Consider the following 17,690-nt stretch of genomic DNA (forward strand, 5'->3'; position numbering starts at 1 on the left):
ATCGCAGGATCCGGTTCATCTGCAACCGGATCGGATGTCCCGCGCCTGGAGCAAGTATTGATGGAACGCCGTCTCGCAGCAATTCTCGCCGCTGATGTTGTCGGCTACAGCAGCCTCGTGGCACTCGACGAGGAACGCGCGGTCAGGGCTGTCCGGGCACACATCGTCGCGGTGGAACTCGACATTGGTCTTCACCATGGCCGGGTCGTGAAGACAACCGGGGACGGAATACTCGCTGAATTCGGGTCGGTGGTCGACGCGGTGTCCTGCGCGACAATGATGCAGGCCAACATCGCCAAGCGGAACGCGGACGCCGCGGAAAACGAGAGGATGGCGTTCAGGATCGGCGTGCATGTCGGCGACATCCTCATCCTCGACGACGACATTTTCGGCGACGGGGTCAATGTCGCCGCCCGTGTCGAGGGCCTGACGCCACCGGGTGGTATCCTGGTAACGGGCAGGGTTCACGAAGATGTCGGCAACAAGCTGGATCTGACCTACAAGGACCTGGGCGAACATCGGCTGAAGAACATCCCCCGCCCGGTGCGCCTCTTCGAAGTCAATCATGAGATTGCCGACAATGCGCCGATGCCGCAGGAGCGAACCCGCCCGGGCAAGCCCTCCCTGGCGGTATTGCCCTTCCTCAACATGTCGGACGTGACGGACAATGAATATTTCGCCGACGGTTTGACCGAAGACATAATCACGGCCCTGGCCCAGGTGCCGTGGATGTTCGTCATCGCCAGAAATTCAAGCTTCACCTACAAGGGCATGGTCGTCGATGTCCGAAAAGTCGGCCGGGATCTGGGTGTCGCGTATGTCCTTGAGGGCAGCATCCGCCAGCAAGGCGACAGGCTGCGTATCAACGGCCAGTTGATCGATGCTTCGGACGGAAGCCACATATGGGCAAACAGGTTTGATGGCAGGCTTGAAGATGTTTTCGGCCTGCAGGACCGGATTGCCGATGCCGTGGTCTCTGCCATCGGAGCCACCGTTCAGGCGGTGGAGATCAATCGCGTATCGCAAAAATCGAACCTGAATCTAACGGCATACGATCACTATCTGAAGGCTCTTGCCGCGCTCAATCGAGCGCAAATCGACGAAGCCGGCGAGTATTTGGATCAAGCCATCGGGATCGCGCCGGAATACGCAAAGGCAATGGCTATCCGGTCCTGGTGCCATACGCTCCGAAACACCTGGCTTGTCGGTTCCGAGCAGGAACAGGAACGCCTGGCCGGCACGGCGATTGCCGAAAGGGCGCTGGAAACGGACAATTCGGACATCGAGGTCTCCGCCTATGCCGGCTACACGCTGGGCTTTTTCGGTGCCGATGTTGACCGGGCGTTCTCCTTGCTGGCCGAAGCGACCGAACGCTGTCCCAGCTTTGCCTGGGCGTGGAATTCACGTGCGGTGCTTGAGGGCATTCAGGGCGAATCCGAACGCGCCATCGAATTTGGCCGGGTCGCTCAGCGGCTCAGCCCCCGGGATCCTCAGATGTTTCGAACCAATATCGCCATAGCGTCCGGGTGCATCAAACTGGGACGGTACGAGGAAGCACTGGAAGAAGCGCGCTCAGGGCTGCGCCTCAACCCGAACATCGTCGTCCTGTATTGCTTCAGCATAGTCAGTTTATGGCGGTTGGGGCGAAAGGACGAGGCGCTCGAACAGGCCCGTTTGCTCAAGGCCAGGAGACCTTCGTTCAGGGTTGCGCCGTTCCTGGAGCACAAGGGCCGCTTCCGAAATTTCCGCGATGAAGTCGACGGCGAGAGGGCAATCTATCTGGACGCAGGTCTGCCGGAATAACAACAGGGCGGCACCATCACCTCAAAGACGGCAGGCCTGAACACTCCTTACCCCTCGAACCGCTCCCAGCCGCCGGCCATCAGGTGCTCCTGCGGCAAAAAGCGTGTCTTGTAGTCCATCTTGCGCGAGCCGTTGACCCAGTAGCCCAGATAGACATGCGGCAGGCCGCGGTCCTGTGCGCGGCGGATGTGATCGAGGATCATGTAGGTGCCGAGCGAGCGGTCCGAATAGTCCGGGTCGAAGAAGGAATAGACCATGGAGAGCCCGTCGCCCATCAGGTCGCTCAGCGCGACGGCGATCAGCCGGCCCTTCGTGTCATCATCTTCTTCCAGGCTGTTGCTGCCGAGGCGGTATTCGATGATGCGCGTCGGCACGTGCGTGTCCTCGACCATCATCGCATAGTCGAGCACCGTCATGTCCGACATGCCGCCCTCCTGGTGGCGCGCGTCGAGATAGCCGCGGAAGAGCGAATACTGCTCGCTGGAGGGCTCGGCCGGGAACTCGGTGGCGACGATGTCCTTGTTGCGCACCAGGATGCGCTTCATCGACCGGTTGGGCTTGTATTCGCCCGCCAGGATCCGCACCGAGATGCAGGCCCGGCAGCTCTCGCAGGCCGGCCTGTAGGCGATGTTCTGCGAGCGGCGGAAGCCGCCCTGCGTCAGGAGATCGTTAAGGTCCGCCGCCTTCTCGCCCACCAGGTGCGTGAACACCTTCCGCTCGAACTGCCCTTCGAGATAAGGGCACGGGGAAGGGGCAGTCAGAAAGAACTGCGGAGACTGGACGGGCTGGTTCGTCATCGATCCGTGCGTGATTCCCTTTCATAGAATCTAGCAGAAATTATAGTCCATAATACCACGGCGCGATAAACGAAAATGTCAACCAGATGATCACAACAAGCGGCAGTCCGGCGCGCAGGTAATCGCGGAAACTGTAGTGGCCGGGGCCCATGACGAGCAGGTTCGTCTGGTAGCCGATGGGTGTCGCGAAGCTGGCATTGGCGGCGAAGATCACGGCGGCGACGAAGGCGTCCTGCGGGGCGCCGAGCCGCGTCGCGATGCCGAGCGCGATGGGGATGAACAGAACCGCCGTCGCGTTGTTGCTCAATATGTTGGTGACCACCGCCATCACCGCAAAAAGGATCGACAGCACCACCGGCACCGGCGCGCCCATCAGCGCCATGACGGTGGAATCGGCAATCAGCGCCGCCCCGCCGGTCACCTGCAGCGCGGTCGCCAGCGCAATGGACGAGCCGACGAGCAGGAAGACCTGCCGGTCGAAGGCGCGTGCCGCTTGGTAGATGGTGAGGCACCCGAAGGCGAGCATCAGCGCGGCGCCGGTGATGGCGCTCACCACGATGGGCAGGATGTTGAGCGCCGACAAAACGATGATGCCCAGAAAAATCGAGATGGCGATCATTGCCTTGCGGCTCTGCGGCACCGGCTCGGCCGAATGTTCGAGGAGCAGTAGGTCGTGGTCGCCGCGCAATTGCATGATCTGCTCGTAGTTGCCGCCGAGCAGCAGCGTGTCGCCGGGCTCCAGCCGGATCTCCGACAGCGGCATGCGCGCCATGCGGCTCTTGCGCTGCACGCCGAAGACGGAAACGCCGTGGCGGGCGCGGATGCCGGAAAGCTGGATGGTGCGGCCGGCGAAGCGCGAGCCCGGCGCGACGACGGCCTCGACGAGGTGATAGTCGGGGCCGGGCCGGCGGTCCTCGCCGGCTTCCTCGCGCTCGTGATCGCCCTCGGCGGCCTCGTCCGGTTCGGCGACGGCGTTGCCCAGTGCAAGGGCGCGCGAGAACGCGCGGCGCGTGCCGGTGACGACCAGCGTGTCGCCGGCGGAGATCGTGATATCCTCGAAGGGCGGCAGGATCGGCACATCCCGCCGGTGCATCAGCCGCGGCGTGAGATCGACCATGCCGGGAAACATGCCGGCCTTCGACTTGATTCCGATATAGGGGTGGCCGGCCGTCACCGGGATCTCGCCGATGAACTGCGCGCCCTGCGCCGTGTTGCCGCGCGCCATGACGGAAGGGCGCTCGCGCATCATCGACGGCATGGCAAAGAGCACGTAGAGGCCGCCGACGAAGGCAAGCATCGAGCCCATGCCGGTGAGGTCGAAGAAATTGACCGTGACACCGTAATCCTGCGCCACGCCCGCCGCGATCAGGTTGGTCGAGGAGCCGAGCAGCGTCGTCATGCCGCCGAGGATGCACATGAAGGAGAGCGGCATGAACACCTTGAAGCCCGGATAGTTGCGCTGCGCGGCGATCACCGTGAGGATCGGGATGAAGATGACGACGACCGGCGTGTTGTTGAGGAAGGCGCTAAGGACGCCCGCCGCGATAACGACGTAGAAGATCGCCCGCCGGCCGCTGGTGCCGCCCAGCCGGCCGATGCTGCGCGCCGGCCCGTCCACCGCGTCGGTGGCGAAAAGGCCCTGGCCGACGATCAGGAGCGCAATCACGGTGGCGAGCGCCGGGTCGGAAAAGCCGGCGAGCAGCCGCGCCGGCGTCAGTTCGACCCCGCTGTCGCTGGTGAAGGGAAAAAAGCCGAAAAATACGAGCAGGATGGAAAGGCTTCCAAGCGAAACCGCCTCCATCGACAACCGTTCCGAGGCATAGGCGATGATCGTCGCGCCGATGATGACGAATGTCGCCCACAGATGGAAATCCTGCATGCCCTGCCTTTGGTTTTATGCGCCGGGCTGCGATTTTATCCGTCGGGCTGCCGCGATCAAAGCGGCATATTGCCTTTATGCGTGCAATTTTGGCGCGTCTTTGCAAAAGACGCGCATCTGTGGAAACAGGTTTCTAATGAATGGCGGGTGCGTCAGATATCGTCGCGGATGACGACGACGCCGAGAAGCAGGTCGTGCAGGAGCTGCTTGCGCGGGGTGAACAGGCAGATCAAAAGGATCGGGATGAAGACGACATTGCCGATCCAGAAGAGCACCGCGTGGACCATGGCGAGCATCGGATCGACCATCTGCCCGTCGGTGCGCACCATGCGCACGCCCATGATCTGCATGCCGGGGGTTGCCTGTTTGATACCGCCGAGGGTCAGTCCGACATAGGGCAGGGCGACGATGGCGAAGAGCACCGAATAGAGGACCCAGCCGAGACCGAAGCTGAAGAGGCCGATGAAGAAGATCAGGATGGCGACCGGGATGCACAGCGCGATCACCAGTGCGTAGTCGATGAAGAAGGCGAGGATGCGCCGCGAGCGCACGCCGTCATAGACCTTCCAGGTATCGAGGCGATCGTCCATTGCCTGCACCGTGTGGCTGGTTCCAGATGGCTCGGTCATTGCATCATCCTTTGGGCAAAGGCAAGCACCGCCTCATACGCGGCGCCCGCGGCAGTACGGGCCGCGGGCGTTGGGGGAGGTCTTGCGTTTTGCTGTTTGGCACTAGGGTCTGTTGAGTATCAGTCTTGTGGCGTCGGCGCAGCCCATTTCGTTGCTGGCGAGGCGCGAAACGCGCCGTAGTGCAGGCCACTTCAAGCGTTTCGCAACGACGTCCAGCGGCGAAATGGGCTCCGTCCCAAAGGGATTTGACCGGATTTGCCCACTGACGCCCCCTTCGTCGTTGAATATGCGCTGCATGTCCCGCCTCCTCAGGGAACGACATTGAACAAATCCGCTCAAACCGACACCATAAGACTGACACTCAACAGACCCTGGATGAGGTGGGGATTGTCGCGCGCCCGTTCAAGGGGCTGCCGTGATTTCGGCGATTATGGTTGACGCAGCAGCTTGGCCGCCTCCAGTGCGAAATAGGTCAGGATCCCGTCGCAGCCGGCGCGCTTCAAGGCGAGCAGGCTTTCCATCATGGCGCGCTCGCCGTCGAGCCAGCCGTTCTGGGCCGCGGCCTTGATCATCGAATATTCGCCCGACACCTGGTAGGCGAACGTCGGCATGCCGAAGGTCTCCTTCAGCCGCCAGACGATGTCGAGATAGGGAAGGCCCGGCTTGACCATCAGCATGTCGGCGCCTTCCTCGACATCGAGCGCCGCGTCGCGGACCGCCTCGTCCGAGTTGGCCGGGTCGATATAGTAGCTGCGCTTGTCGCCCTTGAGCAGGTCCTGCGTGCCGATCGCCTCGCGATAGGGTCCGTAGAAGCCGGAGGCGTATTTGGTGGCATAGGACATGATGCCGACATCGCTGAAGCCGGCTTCGTTGAGCGCGTCGCGGATGGCGCCGATCCGCCCGTCCATCATGTCGGACGGGGCGATGATGTCGGCGCCGGCCTCGGCCTGCAGCACCGCCGCCGCGGCGAGCTGCGCCACCGTCTCGTCATTGACGATGACCCCGTCGCGCAAAATGCCGTCATGCCCGTGGCTGGTGAACGGATCGAGCGCCACGTCCGTGATGACGCCGATCTCGGGAACCGCCTTCTTGATCGCCCGTGTCGCCTCGTTGATCAGGTTGTCCGGCGCCAGCACGTTCGAACCCGTGTCGTCGCGCAGCGCAATGTCGATATTCGGGAAGGTCGCGATCGCCGGAATGCCGAGTTCGGCCGCCTGTTCGGCCTTTTTCGCGGCAAGGTCCGGCGTGACGCGCTCAACGCCCGGCATCGCCTTTATGTCCTCGCTGCGGTTTTCGCCAGGGATCAGGAAGATCGGCCAGATTAGGTCGTCGACGCTCAGCGTGTTCTCCCGCACCAGGCGCCGCGTCCAGTCGAAACGCCGGTTGCGGCGCATCCTGCGGCCGCCGGTGATTTCGTCAACGGTCCTGCCGGTCAAAACGGATTTGTCGATTCGACGGTTCATGGGTCCAACGCCTGTTGCAATAATTGTCGCTGCGCAGAACACTTATCACGCCGGCCCGCCGCTTTCAAAGCGGCCGAACGGCGGTTGCATGCGGCATGCTGATGCGCCTGTGCCATTGACCATTCGCGAGGGTCTGCTTAGAGCATAGAAAATCGCGATCGGGGACGGAAATGACATTTGGCGGCGAAGGCGACATCGAATTTGAGGTCCGGGGAAACGCCGGCGTCATAACCATGACCCGGCCGCAAGCACTCAACGCGATCAACGACCGCATGGTGCTGGCCATGGACGCGGCGCTCGATGCCTGGCGGGCCGATGCGCGTGTCCGCCACATCGTGCTGAAGGGCGAGGGGCGGGCCTTCAGCGCCGGCGGCGACCTGCTGGCGCTCTACGAGATGGCCAAGTCCGGCCGCCCCCACTACGATTTCTTCCGCGACGAATACCAGCTCAACGCCCGTCTCGGCGTTTATGAAAAGCCGATCGTCGCGCTGATCGACGGCATCGTCATGGGCGGCGGTGTCGGTGTCGCCGTGCACGGCCGCTACCGGGTCATGACCGAGAACGCGGTGTTCGCGATGCCCGAGGTCGGCATCGGCTTTTTCCCGGATGTCGGCGGCAGTCATTTCCTGCCGCGCCTGCCGAAGAAATTCGGCCTCTATCTCGCCCTGACCGGCGCGCGCATCCGCGCCGGCGATGCGCTTATCTCGGGCATCGCCACCCATGGCGTTTCGGCGGAAAACCTGGAGGACCTCGAGGAGGCGCTCTGCCAGTCCGGCGATGCCGACGGGGTGTTGGCGCGTTTCGACGAGCGGCAGTCCCTGCCGGAAGCCAGGCTGGACCATGACGAGATCGAACGCCTGTTTTCTGCCGAATCCGTAGCCGGCATCGTTGCCAATCTCGAGAGGGAGCAGGACGGCAGCGAATTGGCGAAGTCGGCGCTTGAAGCCATGCGCACAAAGTCGCCCACTAGCATGTCGGTCGCCTACCGGCAGCTCCAGGAGGGCGTGAAGCTCGATCTTGCCGACTGCATGCGCATGGAGTTCCGCATCCTGGTCAGGATGCTGCGTGGCCACGAATTCGTCGAGGGCATCCGCGCCGTCATCGTCGACAAGAGCAACGATCCCACCTGGCATCCGGCGACGCTGGACGAGGTCACCGCCGAGGCGGTGGACGCCTATTTCCAGCCGCTCGGCGACGATGAGCTGGCCGCGTTCCCGGACGAGACATGAGCGACATGCGCGAACACGGCGCTCCGCACCAGACGACGGCGGAGCTGGCCTTCGATATCTTTCACCGGATAATTGCGATCTTTTGCCTGATCGCCGGCCTTCGCTACTGGTCGCTGCTGATCGGCATCGCCGAGGGCGGCGCGTGGCGCTTCGACCTGCTGCCTGTCCACTGGAAGATAGCCGCGGCAAGCCTTGCCGTGCTATGGCCGGTAGCCGGCATCGGATTGTGGATGATCGTCTCCTGGGGGCCGGTGGTCTGGCTGGTCGCGGCGACCACCGAGATCATCATGCACGGCGCGTTCCCGGAACTATACGGAAGCAACTGGCTGATCATTGCTTCCCAGGCAACAATTGCGGTGCTTTACGCCGTGTTTCGGATCGCGATATACTTTGCAAAACGGGTCGACGAACAGGCCGAGTAACAAAAAATTCACTTTGAATTCGCGTTTGTTCGAGTAACCTCTTATTAATATTGCATTTTAAGTCCAATTTTAGACGTATTCGATAGGGTGTGCCTCAAGGTGGCAGAAAAAAAGCCGCCAAAACGACAGTGAGGCATTAGTGATGGTAAATAGTATGCGTGCGGACTCTGTGCCGCCGGCACAGGACAGGGACGCGTTGCGTTCGTTGTATATGGAGTGTCTGCAACTGGTGGAGCGGTTGCATCGCCGGCTGCTGGACGTCATCAAGGATGAATTCGAGCGGAACGGCCGCAGCGACATCAATGCAATACAGGCGCTGCTTCTGTTCAATATCGGAAACGCGGAACTGACAGCCGGCGAACTGCGTTCGCGCGGTTACTACCTCGGCTCCAATGTTTCCTACAATCTGAAGAAGCTCGTCGATCTCGGCTTTATCAACCACCAGCGTTCGCGTGTCGACCGCCGGTCGGTTCGCATCAGCCTGACCGAGAAGGGCAACGAGATCGCCGACATCGTCGCGGGCCTCTACGAGCGTCATATCGGCTCGATCGAGCAGGTCGGCGGTATCGACGTGGCCGAGTTCCAGCACATGAACAAGGCGCTGCAGCGGCTCGATCGCTTCTGGAACGATCAGATCCTCTATCGTCTGTAGGTCGCTCGACGGCCTCCGGACCACTGCCTTAGCGCACCGCCGGCATTTGCCTTGCCGGCGGTCGCTGACGTTCCGGTTAGCATCTCCCTTCCATCCGCATCCGGCGCGCATTGACCCTTGCGCGCCATTGTGATCCGCTATCCGCCTCAACAGGAGGCGGGCACGGTTATGGATGCGACTTTTCCGGTTTTCGATCTTGGCGCCTTCGAGGCCGCCGATACCGGCGACAAGGCCGAAATGGGCCGGCGGGTCGACCGGATATGTCGCGAGACCGGGTTTCTGGCAATCGCCAATCACGGCGTGCCGCAGAACGTCATTTCCGGCGTGTGGAACGCCGCCACCGATTTTTTCGATCTTCCCGCGGACATAAAGCAGCGCGCGAAAGCGCCCTATGACGGCTATCCTTACGGCTATCTCGGGCCTGAACTGGAGGCGCTCGCCAAGTCGCGCGGCGTGGACACGCCGCCCGACCTGAAGGAGAGCTTCAATGGCGGGCCGTCTGCGCCGCCGCCCGGCATGGACGATCCCGAGGCTCTGGAATTCTGCTACGCCGAGACCATCTGGCCGGACGCGCCGGAGGACTTTGTTGCCCGCTGGACCGCCTACTACAGGTCCATGGAGGATCTGGCGGCAAGGATCATGCGCCTCTTTGCCGTGGCGCTGGAACTGCCGGAGACCCATTTCAATCCGTTCATCGATGCTCCGATCAGCGCGCTGCGGGCGCTGAACTATCCGCGGCAGACGACGGCGCCGCAACCGGGCCAGTTGCGCGCCGGCGCGCACACCGACTACGGCAGCCTGACCGTCCTCTTACCGCAGGAGGGCTCGCGCGGGCTGGAGATCCAGGCGCCGGACGGAAGCTGGCTGCCGGTCCCGCCGGTTCCCGGCGCCTTCGTCATCAATATCGGTGACCTGATGGCGCGCTGGACAAACGACCGCTGGGTTTCGACCCTGCACCGGGTGGTCAACCCGCCGCCGGAGGAGGGCGGTATGGACCGGCGCCAGAGCCTGGCGTTCTTCCACCAGCCGAACTGGCACGCCCGGATCGAGTGCCTGCCGTCATGCCTCGCCGCGGGCGAGACGCCGAAATACGAGCCAGTGCTGTCGGGGCCTTATCTGATGGCCAAGTTCAGGGCGACGACCGTTCCGGCCGCATCATGACGCTCACGCCGCAGCGGCCGATCGCAGCTTTTCTTCAAAGACCGCCTTTGCCGCCTGCCATTCCTCGCCGCCGTCAAAACCGTTGAGCAAAGGCGCGAACTGGCGGGAGAAATCCTCCGAGGCTTCCAGCGGCACCAGCGAGGGCAGGTTGTCGATGGCTGTCAGTTCGACGGTCCGACCCGAGCCGTTGCGGCCGATGTCGATGAAGGGCTGCTGCCAGGATGTCGGCGCATCGTAGACCGGCAGGGGGTTGTAGTCGCTGAGTGGATCGCACGACACGTCGGAGATCGTCGCAAGCCGGGTGCCGGGTCGGCCTAGATCCGCCCTTTCAAGCAGCAGCAGGCCGGGCCCCGTCATCAGCACGCAGTTGACCAGCAGGTCGTGCGACAGGAGGGCGTTGCGGCCGAGATCGGCGGTTTCCTCCTTGTCCCATTCGGTGACGGGACAGCCGGCGATCTTCAGCGCATCGGTGGCGCCGGTCCCCGAGCGGCCCTTTGCGCCGATGACAATGCAGCGGGGCAGGACGGGGGCGCTTTCCGCCAGCCTTCGGATTTCGGCGACCACGGCTTCGCGCCCGGCAAAGCTCTTCAGCGGGAGGGACGGTTCGTCGCGGCCCTGTTCGCGCGCCAGATGCCGCCACAGCGCCAGCGCCGCGCCCATCCAGCCCGCCCAGTAGCCGAACGCGGCAGCGCGGCGGCCCTGGCCGTCGACCAGGAACTCGATATCGTAAAGAGTGCCGCCGCCCTTGCGAAAGCGTTCCATCTCGTCGCGCCAGCCGAACTGGTCCTTGTAGATATGGGCAAAGTGGATCATCCGGTTGGAAAGCGCCGGCGGATCGGGTGGCAGTTCCTTCAGCCCGAGGATGACGGTGTCCGGATCGGCGTGCGTCCAGCTTCCCGCAGCGGCGATCTCGCAGCCCGCGTTTCGATAGTCCGAATCGGAAAAGACGCGTTTTTCGCTCGTTTCCACCGAAATCCGCCAGCCGGAGCGGATCAGGCTTTCGGCATCGGCCGGCGTGACCGGCGTTCTTCGCTCGCTGTCGCGCGCTTCGTCGCGCAAATGCAGGTGCATGTTCGGCTCCGCTGTCCTATATCACGCATCACGGGCCGTCTTGGCGGCCTGTGATGCCTGCTCTATGGATCATAGCGAACAGAATGTTAACCATGAATTGGCCATATTAATGTGAAAATCGACGACGTGAGACACGGAACGGACCGACGCGATCCGGACGTGAATTGTGGGGACTCGCAAAAACGTGAGAATTGTTTCGGGGACTGGCTGTTATAGTTGTGTTTCAACAGGATGGGCGACATTCGGCGAGACAACACGACCTGAACAGAAGTGGCTTGACGGTAATAGCTGATGGCAAAGAAGAAATACTCTGAACCGGTTTCTCGGCGGGCCTTCCTTGGAAGCGCCGTTGCAGCGGGTGCTGCCGTGGCCGCGGGCGCCGCATCTGCCCAGACCCTGACGCAGACGACGATCGAGAGCATCATCAACGCGCCGCGCCGTGGCACGTGGGACGACCAGTTCGACGCCCAGGCCTCACGCAATGCCGAAAAGGTCAATTCGCGCGTTCCGGTGCTGAGCGCCGACACCGTCAACTATGTCGAGACAGCGATCGCCAGCTACCAGGATATCGTCTACCGGGGCGGCTGGCCGGTTGTCCCGTCATCCAAGAAGCTCAGGCTCGGTGTCGACGATCCGTCCGTTTCGACGCTCCGCCAGCGCTTGATCATATCCGGTGACCTGGCCGAATCGGCCGGAACCTCGACCGCGTTCGATTCCTACGTCGATGGCGCGGTGAAGCGCTTCCAGGCCCGCCACGGCCTTCCCGTCGACGGCGTTCTCGGCCGCTATTCCTACGCGGCGCTCAATGTTTCGGCGGCGGTTCGCCTTGGCCAGCTCGAGACCAACCTGGTCCGGCTGCGGTCCATGTCCGGCTATCTCGGCGACCGCTATGTGATGGTCAACATTCCCGCCGCCCAGATCGAGGCGGTGGAATGGAACAAGGTGGCGCTGCGCCACACGGCCATTGTCGGCAAGATCAGCCGGCAGACGCCGATCCTCAATTCGAAGATCCACGAGGTGATCCTCAATCCCTATTGGACGGCGCCGCGCTCGATCATTGAAAAAGACATCATGCCGCTGATGCGCAAGGACCCGACCTACCTGACGCGCAACTCCATCCGGCTCTTCGACGGCAAGGGCGACGAGGTCGATCCGCAGACCATCGACTGGAATGCGGAAGAGGCGCCCAAGCTGATGTTCCGGCAGGATCCCGGCAAGATCAACGCCATGTCCTCGACCAAGATCAACTTCCACAACCCGCATGCCGTCTACATGCACGACACGCCGCAGCAGAGCCTGTTCGGCAAGCTGCTTCGCTTCGAGAGCTCCGGTTGCGTCCGGGTCCAGAATGTCCGCGATCTATCGACCTGGCTGTTGCGCGACACAGCCGGCTGGGATAGGCAGACCATGGAGCAGGTGATCGCCAGCGGCGTCAGCACGCCGATTGAACTCGCCGAGCCGGTGCCGGTCTATTTCACCTACATCACCGCCTGGTCGACGGCCGACCGCGTCGTGCAGTTCCGCGACGACATCTATCGCAGGGACGGCGTCGAGGAACTGGCGCTTCAATAGTCCGAAACGGGCCTGAGCCGCCCGTTTGGCGCGTTTTTTGCCGCAAACAGTGTTGTTTGAGTACGCTGTCGAGGGATAACCGGCGCCGAGCCTTGTTTAATTTCCGCCGCAGCATTATGACACGCCCGTGGCCGCGCTGACGTATTGACCAAGGCCCGGTCCGGTATGTCCGGAACAAAGCGCCAGCTTCGAGGAAGCTGCCCCTATGCAGGATTGACGATCTATGTCCGACCCAATTGCCACCATGGACCGTCCGGCGGACGCGTTCTTCAAGAACTCCCTTAGCGAATCCGATTCAGCCATTTTCGGCGCCATCCAGAAGGAACTTGGAAGGCAGCGGCAGGAAATCGAACTGATCGCCTCCGAGAACATCGTCTCGCGCGCCGTGCTCGAGGCGCAGGGCTCGATCATGACCAACAAATACGCCGAAGGCTATCCGGGGCGGCGCTACTATGGCGGATGTCAGTATGTCGACATTGCCGAGCAACTGGCGATCGATCGGGTCACGGAGCTGTTTAGCTGCGAGTTCGCCAACGTGCAGCCCAATTCCGGCAGCCAGGCCAACCAATCGGTCATGCTGGCGCTCGCCAAGCCCGGCGACACGGTGCTCGGCATGAGCCTCGATGCCGGTGGCCACCTGACCCACGGCGCACGGCCCAACATGTCCGGAAAATGGTTCAACGCCGTCCAGTACGGTGTTGTCGCCGAGACCGGCATCATCGACTACGATCAGGTCGAGGCGCTGGCCCACGAGCACAAGCCGGCCATCATCATTGCCGGCGGCTCGGCTTATTCGCGCAATATCGACTTCGCGCGCTTCCGCGCCATCGCCGACCAGGTCGGCGCCTGGTTCTGGGTCGACATGGCGCATTTTGCCGGCCTCGTCGCCGGCGGCGTCAATCCGAGCCCGTTCCCGCACGCCCACGTGGTCACCTCGACGACGCACAAGACATTGCGCGGCCCGCGCAGCGGGCTGGTGCTCACCAACGATCCGGATATCGCCAAGAAGATCAACTCCGCCGTTTTCCCCGGCCTGCAGGGCGGCCCGCTGATGCATGTCATAGCCGCCAAGGCCGTCGCATTCGGCGAGGCGCTGACACCGGAATTCTCTGCATACGCAGCCCAAGTCGTTGAAAATGCGAAAGTTCTTGCGTCGACTCTGGTCGAAGGCGGTCTCGAAATCGTCTCCGGCGGCACCGACACCCATCTGATCCTTGTCGACCTGCGCCCGAAGGGCCTGACCGGCAACGTGACGGAAGCGGCACTCGAGCGCGCCTTCATCACCTGCAACAAGAACGGCGTTCCGAATGATCCGGAAAAACCGACGATCACCTCGGGCGTCCGCCTCGGAACGCCGGCCGCCACGACGCGCGGCTTCGGGCCGGCGGAGTTCCGCGAAGTCGGCAAGCTGATCATCGAGGTCCTCGACGGCCTTCGCGCGGCCGGCTCTGCGGAGGAGAATGCCGCGGTCGAGCAGGCGGTGAAAAAGAAGGTCATCGCGCTCACCGACCGCTTCCCGATTTATCCGGGTCTGTAGCCGGTCCCGCGTCAGTTCGCGTGCCCGGCGAAGCACGGCTTCGCCGGGTTTTTTTCTTACACCGAGACCTTTTCCCGCGCCTTTTTTGCAACGCCGTTTCCATGCCGTAAACGGTTCTGCTATGAAGATTCGCACTTGCCGGGCTGGTTCGGGCCGGCCCTAGAGCAAAAACCGAATAATCAGCGGCTGCGGGGTCTTATGCGCTGTCCTTATTGCAATTCCGAAGACAGTCAGGTGAAGGATTCGCGTCCGGCCGAGGACGGCACGGCGATCCGCCGTCGCCGTGTCTGCCCCGATTGCGGCGGCCGGTTCACGACATTCGAACGGGTGCAGTTGCGCGATCTGCAGGTGATCAAGAAAACCGGCCGCAAGGTGCCGTTCGACCGCGACAAGCTGATGCGTTCCTTCGACATCGCGCTGCGCAAGCGGCCGGTCGAGCGCGACCGGGTCGAACGCGCGGTCTCCGGCATCGTGCGCCGTCTGGAAAGCTCCGGCGAAACCGACGTGCATTCCGACAAGATCGGCCTGATGGTGATCGAGGCGCTGAAGGCGATCGACGATGTCGCCTTTGTGCGCTACGCATCGGTCTATCGCGATTTCAGCGACCCGAAAGATTTTGAGAACGTTATCAATGAGTTGAGCGCGCAGATCAATGGCGGCGGCGGCGGCCAGGAGGACTGACCGGAATGGCCGTTAGCGCGTTCGATCGGCGAATGATGGCGGCGGCAATCCGCTACACCTGGCGCAATCTCGGCCGTACCGGGACGAACCCGTCGGTCTCAACGATCATTGTCCGCGACGATGAGGGCGACACGCCGGTGATCGTCGGCCGGGGCATCACGGCGATCGGCGGCCGCCCGCACGCGGAAACCGAGGCGATTGCCGAAGCCGGCGAATTGGCGCGCGGCGCGACCGCTTATGTCACGCTCGAACCGTGCGCCCATCATGCCAGCACGCCGCCCTGCGCGGAGGCGCTGGTGCGGGCCGGGGTAAAGCGCGTTGTGGCGGCGACGACGGATCCGGACGGCCGGGTGTCGGGCCGCGGCTACAGGATCCTTGAAGACGGCGGAATTGATGTCGAGGTCGATGTCCTTGCGGAACAGGCGCAGTACGCCATGTCCGGCTACCTGACGCAGCGCCGGTTCGGCCGACCGCACGTCTCCCTCAAACTGGCCGTCTCGTCGGATGGGAAGATCGGCCGGCGCGGTGGCGGTCAGGTGGCGATCACCGGGCCGCAAAGCAATGCCGCCAGCCACATTTTACGGGCAACAAGCGATGTCATCGTCGTTGGTATTGGGACGGTGCTTGAGGACGATCCGATGCTGACCTGCCGCCTGCCGGGCATGGAAGACCGTTCGCCGGCACGGCTTGTGCTCGACCGCGGCCTGAGGCTGCCGCTCGACTGCAGGCTCGTGCGCACGGCGCGGGCGCATCCGGTGCTGGTGGCGACGACCGTTCTTCCGGACGATGAGCGTTACCGCAGCCTTTCCGAGGCCGGATGTATCATGGTTGCCTGCGAGGAGAGCGGCGATGGGATCGCCTTGCCCGAACTGTTGGAAGATCTTGCGGCGCGAGGTTATTCCACGGTCATGGTCGAGGGCGGGGCCACGGTCGCGCGGTCGTTCATCGACGCCCATCTTGTTGACAGGATTCGACTCTATGCCGGGCCGGAGGCGATCGGCGATGACGGCGTCGCGTCGCCGCTGACGCCCGATGAGATGCCCGACGGTTTCGTTCCGACCCGCACCGATGTCTTCGGAGCGGATCGGCGTCTGGAATATGAAAGGTCCCGCTGATGTTCACCGGAATCGTCACCGATGTGGGCACGATTGAAACCGTGACACCGATGAACGAGGGCGTGCGCCTGCGCGTTCACACGGCTTACGATCCCGCCAGCATCGACATCGGTGCTTCGATCGCCTGTTCGGGCACCTGCCTGACGGTCACCGGTCTGCCCGGCGAGGGCGACAACGGCCGCTGGTTCGAGGTCGAGGCCTGGGAAGAGGCGCTGCGCCTGACAACCATCGGCGGATGGCAGGCAGGCACGCGCATAAACCTCGAGCGCTCCCTGAAGATCGGCGACGAACTCGGCGGTCATCTCGTTTCGGGTCATGTCGACGGGCTTGCAGAGGTCGTCGCGATCGGCGAGGAGGGCGACGCAAGCCGGTTTCAGATCCGCGCGCCCGATGCGCTGGCGAAGTTCATCGCGCCAAAGGGCTCCGTAGCGCTGGACGGGACGTCCCTGACGGTCAATGCCGTTGACGGGTGCGATTTCGACGTGCTTTTGATCCGGCACTCGCTGGACGTGACCACCTGGTCGGATCGGGTGGCCGGCGACAGGGTCAATCTCGAGATCGACCAGATGGCCCGCTATGCGGAACGGCTGATCGGCTTCCGCTCGGAAAAGACGTAATACCGGGCATCCGGAAATGGCAGCTATGCGCGAAAAGCGCTTGCCAAGTGGACGGCGGCGTGGTTTTACGCCCGCACATTTCGCAATTCAAAGGAACGCCACCATGAGCGGTTCACCGCATCTCCTCATCATCGAGGCGCGTTTTTACGACGACCTGGCCGACGCGCTTCTGGAGGGCGCGACCAACGCTCTGAAGGAAGCGGGTGCAAGCTGGGATGTCATCACCGTACCGGGTGCGCTCGAGATCCCGGCCGTTATATCCATGGCGCTCGACGGCATGGACGAAGGCGGGACCGAATATGACGGCTTCGTCGCGCTTGGTGCCGTGATCCGCGGCGAGACCTATCACTTCGACATCGTCGCCAATGAATCGAGCCGGGCCATCATGGAACTGTCGATCAGCGAGTCGCTTGCCATCGGCAATGGCATTCTGACCGTCGAGAATCGCGACCAGGCGTGGACGCGGGCGCGCCAGCACGACGGTCCCGGGGAAAAGGACAAGGGCGGTTTCGCCGCCCGGGCCGCACTGCGGATGATCGAGGTCAAGGAAAGGCTGGGCGCTGCCAAGTGAGCAAGGACGCATCGAAAACGAGACCGGCCAATCAGCGCGGCGCCGCCAGGCTTGCGGCGGTTCAGGCGCTGTACCAGATGGATGTCGGCGGCACCGGCGTCCTCGAAGTCGTGTCGGAATACGAGATGCACCGGCTCGGCAAGGAACTGGACGGCGATCTCTATCGGCAGGCCGACCCGGCCTGGTTTCGCGCCATCGTGTCGGGCGTTGTCGAGCAGCAGCGCACGCTCGATCCGCTGATCCGCACATCGCTGACCGAGGACTGGCCGCTGTCGCGGCTCGATTCGACATTGCGGGCCATATTGCGGGCAGGGACCTACGAGATCGCGAACCGCAGGGACGTGCCGGTTGCCGTGATTGTCACCGAATATGTGGATATCGGCCGGGCGTTTTTCGACGATGACGAGCCGAAGCTGATCAATGCGGTGCTCGACCGCATCGCCAAGCGGGTGCGCGGCGAAGACAAGAAACAGTAATGTAGCACCCGTCCC

The 17,690-nt window shown here is 63.0% G+C and carries 17 protein-coding genes; 12 read left to right on the forward strand and 5 right to left on the reverse strand.

The window, feature by feature from the left end; genetic code table 11:
* The first annotated feature begins 60 nt into the window (after positions 1-60).
* Positions 61-1,803, forward strand: coding sequence for an adenylate/guanylate cyclase domain-containing protein (locus tag E4M07_RS13070; protein ID WP_136658790.1), 1,743 nt, complete (start codon positions 61-63; stop codon positions 1,801-1,803).
* A gap of 47 nt (positions 1,804-1,850) precedes the next feature.
* Here the strand turns inward: E4M07_RS13070 and E4M07_RS13075 are convergent, their stop codons facing one another.
* The 4 genes from E4M07_RS13075 to hemB form a co-directional block, all read right to left on the reverse strand.
* A complete protein-coding gene (locus E4M07_RS13075; protein WP_136658791.1) occupies positions 1,851-2,600 on the reverse strand; it encodes an arginyltransferase in 750 nt (249 codons plus the stop codon).
* Positions 2,601-2,640: 40 nt separating this feature from the next.
* A complete protein-coding gene (locus tag E4M07_RS13080; RefSeq protein ID WP_136658792.1) occupies positions 2,641-4,479 on the reverse strand; it encodes an SLC13 family permease in 1,839 nt (612 codons plus the stop codon).
* 152 nt (positions 4,480-4,631) lie between these two features.
* Complete coding sequence (locus E4M07_RS13085; RefSeq protein WP_246660444.1) at positions 4,632-5,108, reverse strand: RDD family protein; 477 nt, start codon at positions 5,106-5,108, stop codon at positions 4,632-4,634.
* A gap of 428 nt (positions 5,109-5,536) precedes the next feature.
* A complete protein-coding gene (gene hemB / locus E4M07_RS13090; RefSeq protein WP_136659195.1) occupies positions 5,537-6,544 on the reverse strand; it encodes a porphobilinogen synthase in 1,008 nt (335 codons plus the stop codon).
* 197 nt (positions 6,545-6,741) lie between these two features.
* Here hemB and E4M07_RS13095 point away from each other — a divergent pair, with 197 nt between their 5' ends.
* The 4 genes from E4M07_RS13095 (at position 6,742) to E4M07_RS13110 (ending at position 10,035) form a co-directional block, all read left to right on the forward strand.
* Positions 6,742-7,800 carry an enoyl-CoA hydratase/isomerase family protein gene (locus E4M07_RS13095; protein WP_136658793.1) on the forward strand — a complete coding sequence of 353 codons (1,059 nt, stop codon included), beginning with the start codon at positions 6,742-6,744 and terminating at the stop codon, positions 7,798-7,800.
* Positions 7,797-8,222 (forward strand): DUF6163 family protein, encoded by a 426-nt coding sequence (locus E4M07_RS13100; protein WP_136658794.1) that lies wholly within the window; start codon positions 7,797-7,799, stop codon positions 8,220-8,222. Before E4M07_RS13095 ends, E4M07_RS13100 begins: the two co-directional genes overlap by 4 nt.
* 142 nt (positions 8,223-8,364) lie before the next feature.
* Positions 8,365-8,874 carry a MarR family winged helix-turn-helix transcriptional regulator gene (locus tag E4M07_RS13105; RefSeq protein WP_136658795.1) on the forward strand — a complete coding sequence of 170 codons (510 nt, stop codon included), beginning with the start codon at positions 8,365-8,367 and terminating at the stop codon, positions 8,872-8,874.
* A 168-nt stretch (positions 8,875-9,042) separates the two neighbouring features.
* On the forward strand, positions 9,043-10,035 hold the full coding sequence (locus tag E4M07_RS13110; protein ID WP_136658796.1) for a 2OG-Fe(II) oxygenase family protein: 993 nt from the start codon (positions 9,043-9,045) through the stop codon (positions 10,033-10,035).
* A gap of 3 nt (positions 10,036-10,038) precedes the next feature.
* Here E4M07_RS13110 and E4M07_RS13115 read toward each other — a convergent pair whose 3' ends face one another.
* Positions 10,039-11,106 (reverse strand): saccharopine dehydrogenase, encoded by a 1,068-nt coding sequence (locus tag E4M07_RS13115; protein WP_136658797.1) that lies wholly within the window; start codon positions 11,104-11,106, stop codon positions 10,039-10,041.
* Positions 11,107-11,397: 291 nt separating this feature from the next.
* Between E4M07_RS13115 and E4M07_RS13120 the strand changes: the two genes are divergently transcribed.
* From E4M07_RS13120 to nusB, 7 genes are all read left to right on the forward strand, one after another.
* Complete coding sequence (locus tag E4M07_RS13120) at positions 11,398-12,678, forward strand: L,D-transpeptidase family protein (protein ID WP_136658798.1); 1,281 nt, start codon at positions 11,398-11,400, stop codon at positions 12,676-12,678.
* A gap of 223 nt (positions 12,679-12,901) precedes the next feature.
* Positions 12,902-14,215: a serine hydroxymethyltransferase gene (glyA, locus tag E4M07_RS13125; RefSeq protein WP_169054208.1), complete on the forward strand. Its 1,314-nt coding sequence runs from the start codon at positions 12,902-12,904 to the stop codon at positions 14,213-14,215.
* A 198-nt stretch (positions 14,216-14,413) separates the two neighbouring features.
* Positions 14,414-14,896 (forward strand): transcriptional regulator NrdR, encoded by a 483-nt coding sequence (nrdR, locus tag E4M07_RS13130; protein WP_136658799.1) that lies wholly within the window; start codon positions 14,414-14,416, stop codon positions 14,894-14,896.
* 5 nt (positions 14,897-14,901) lie between these two features.
* On the forward strand, positions 14,902-16,011 hold the full coding sequence (gene ribD, locus E4M07_RS13135; RefSeq protein WP_136658800.1) for a bifunctional diaminohydroxyphosphoribosylaminopyrimidine deaminase/5-amino-6-(5-phosphoribosylamino)uracil reductase RibD: 1,110 nt from the start codon (positions 14,902-14,904) through the stop codon (positions 16,009-16,011).
* Positions 16,011-16,628 carry a riboflavin synthase gene (locus E4M07_RS13140; protein WP_136658801.1) on the forward strand — a complete coding sequence of 206 codons (618 nt, stop codon included), beginning with the start codon at positions 16,011-16,013 and terminating at the stop codon, positions 16,626-16,628. Before ribD ends, E4M07_RS13140 begins: the two co-directional genes overlap by 1 nt.
* A gap of 103 nt (positions 16,629-16,731) precedes the next feature.
* Entirely contained in the window at positions 16,732-17,199 is a 468-nt protein-coding gene (gene ribH, locus E4M07_RS13145) for a 6,7-dimethyl-8-ribityllumazine synthase (RefSeq protein ID WP_136658802.1), read from the forward strand.
* Positions 17,196-17,675, forward strand: a complete 480-nt coding sequence (gene nusB / locus E4M07_RS13150) for a transcription antitermination factor NusB (RefSeq protein ID WP_136658803.1) — start codon at positions 17,196-17,198, stop codon at positions 17,673-17,675. The genes ribH and nusB overlap by 4 nt, the downstream gene beginning before the upstream one ends.
* Positions 17,676-17,690 lie beyond the last annotated feature (15 nt).

Source organism: Nitratireductor sp. XY-223, from assembly GCF_004959855.1.
In the GTDB taxonomy this organism is placed as follows: domain Bacteria; phylum Pseudomonadota; class Alphaproteobacteria; order Rhizobiales; family Rhizobiaceae; genus Hoeflea_A.

Coding starts and splice junctions, on each gene's coding strand:
- E4M07_RS13070 (WP_136658790.1), top strand. CDS start 61: ATGGAACGCCGTCTCGCAGCAATTCTCGCCGCTGATGTTGTCGGCTAC.
- E4M07_RS13075 (WP_136658791.1), bottom strand. CDS start 2,600: ATGACGAACCAGCCCGTCCAGTCTCCGCAGTTCTTTCTGACTGCCCCT.
- E4M07_RS13080 (WP_136658792.1), bottom strand. CDS start 4,479: ATGCAGGATTTCCATCTGTGGGCGACATTCGTCATCATCGGCGCGACG.
- E4M07_RS13085 (WP_246660444.1), bottom strand. CDS start 5,108: ATGACCGAGCCATCTGGAACCAGCCACACGGTGCAGGCAATGGACGAT.
- E4M07_RS13095 (WP_136658793.1), top strand. CDS start 6,742: ATGACATTTGGCGGCGAAGGCGACATCGAATTTGAGGTCCGGGGAAAC.
- E4M07_RS13100 (WP_136658794.1), top strand. CDS start 7,797: ATGAGCGACATGCGCGAACACGGCGCTCCGCACCAGACGACGGCGGAG.
- E4M07_RS13105 (WP_136658795.1), top strand. CDS start 8,365: ATGGTAAATAGTATGCGTGCGGACTCTGTGCCGCCGGCACAGGACAGG.
- E4M07_RS13110 (WP_136658796.1), top strand. CDS start 9,043: ATGGATGCGACTTTTCCGGTTTTCGATCTTGGCGCCTTCGAGGCCGCC.
- E4M07_RS13115 (WP_136658797.1), bottom strand. CDS start 11,106: ATGCACCTGCATTTGCGCGACGAAGCGCGCGACAGCGAGCGAAGAACG.
- E4M07_RS13120 (WP_136658798.1), top strand. CDS start 11,398: ATGGCAAAGAAGAAATACTCTGAACCGGTTTCTCGGCGGGCCTTCCTT.
- glyA (WP_169054208.1), top strand. CDS start 12,902: ATGTCCGACCCAATTGCCACCATGGACCGTCCGGCGGACGCGTTCTTC.
- nrdR (WP_136658799.1), top strand. CDS start 14,414: ATGCGCTGTCCTTATTGCAATTCCGAAGACAGTCAGGTGAAGGATTCG.
- ribD (WP_136658800.1), top strand. CDS start 14,902: ATGGCCGTTAGCGCGTTCGATCGGCGAATGATGGCGGCGGCAATCCGC.
- E4M07_RS13140 (WP_136658801.1), top strand. CDS start 16,011: ATGTTCACCGGAATCGTCACCGATGTGGGCACGATTGAAACCGTGACA.
- ribH (WP_136658802.1), top strand. CDS start 16,732: ATGAGCGGTTCACCGCATCTCCTCATCATCGAGGCGCGTTTTTACGAC.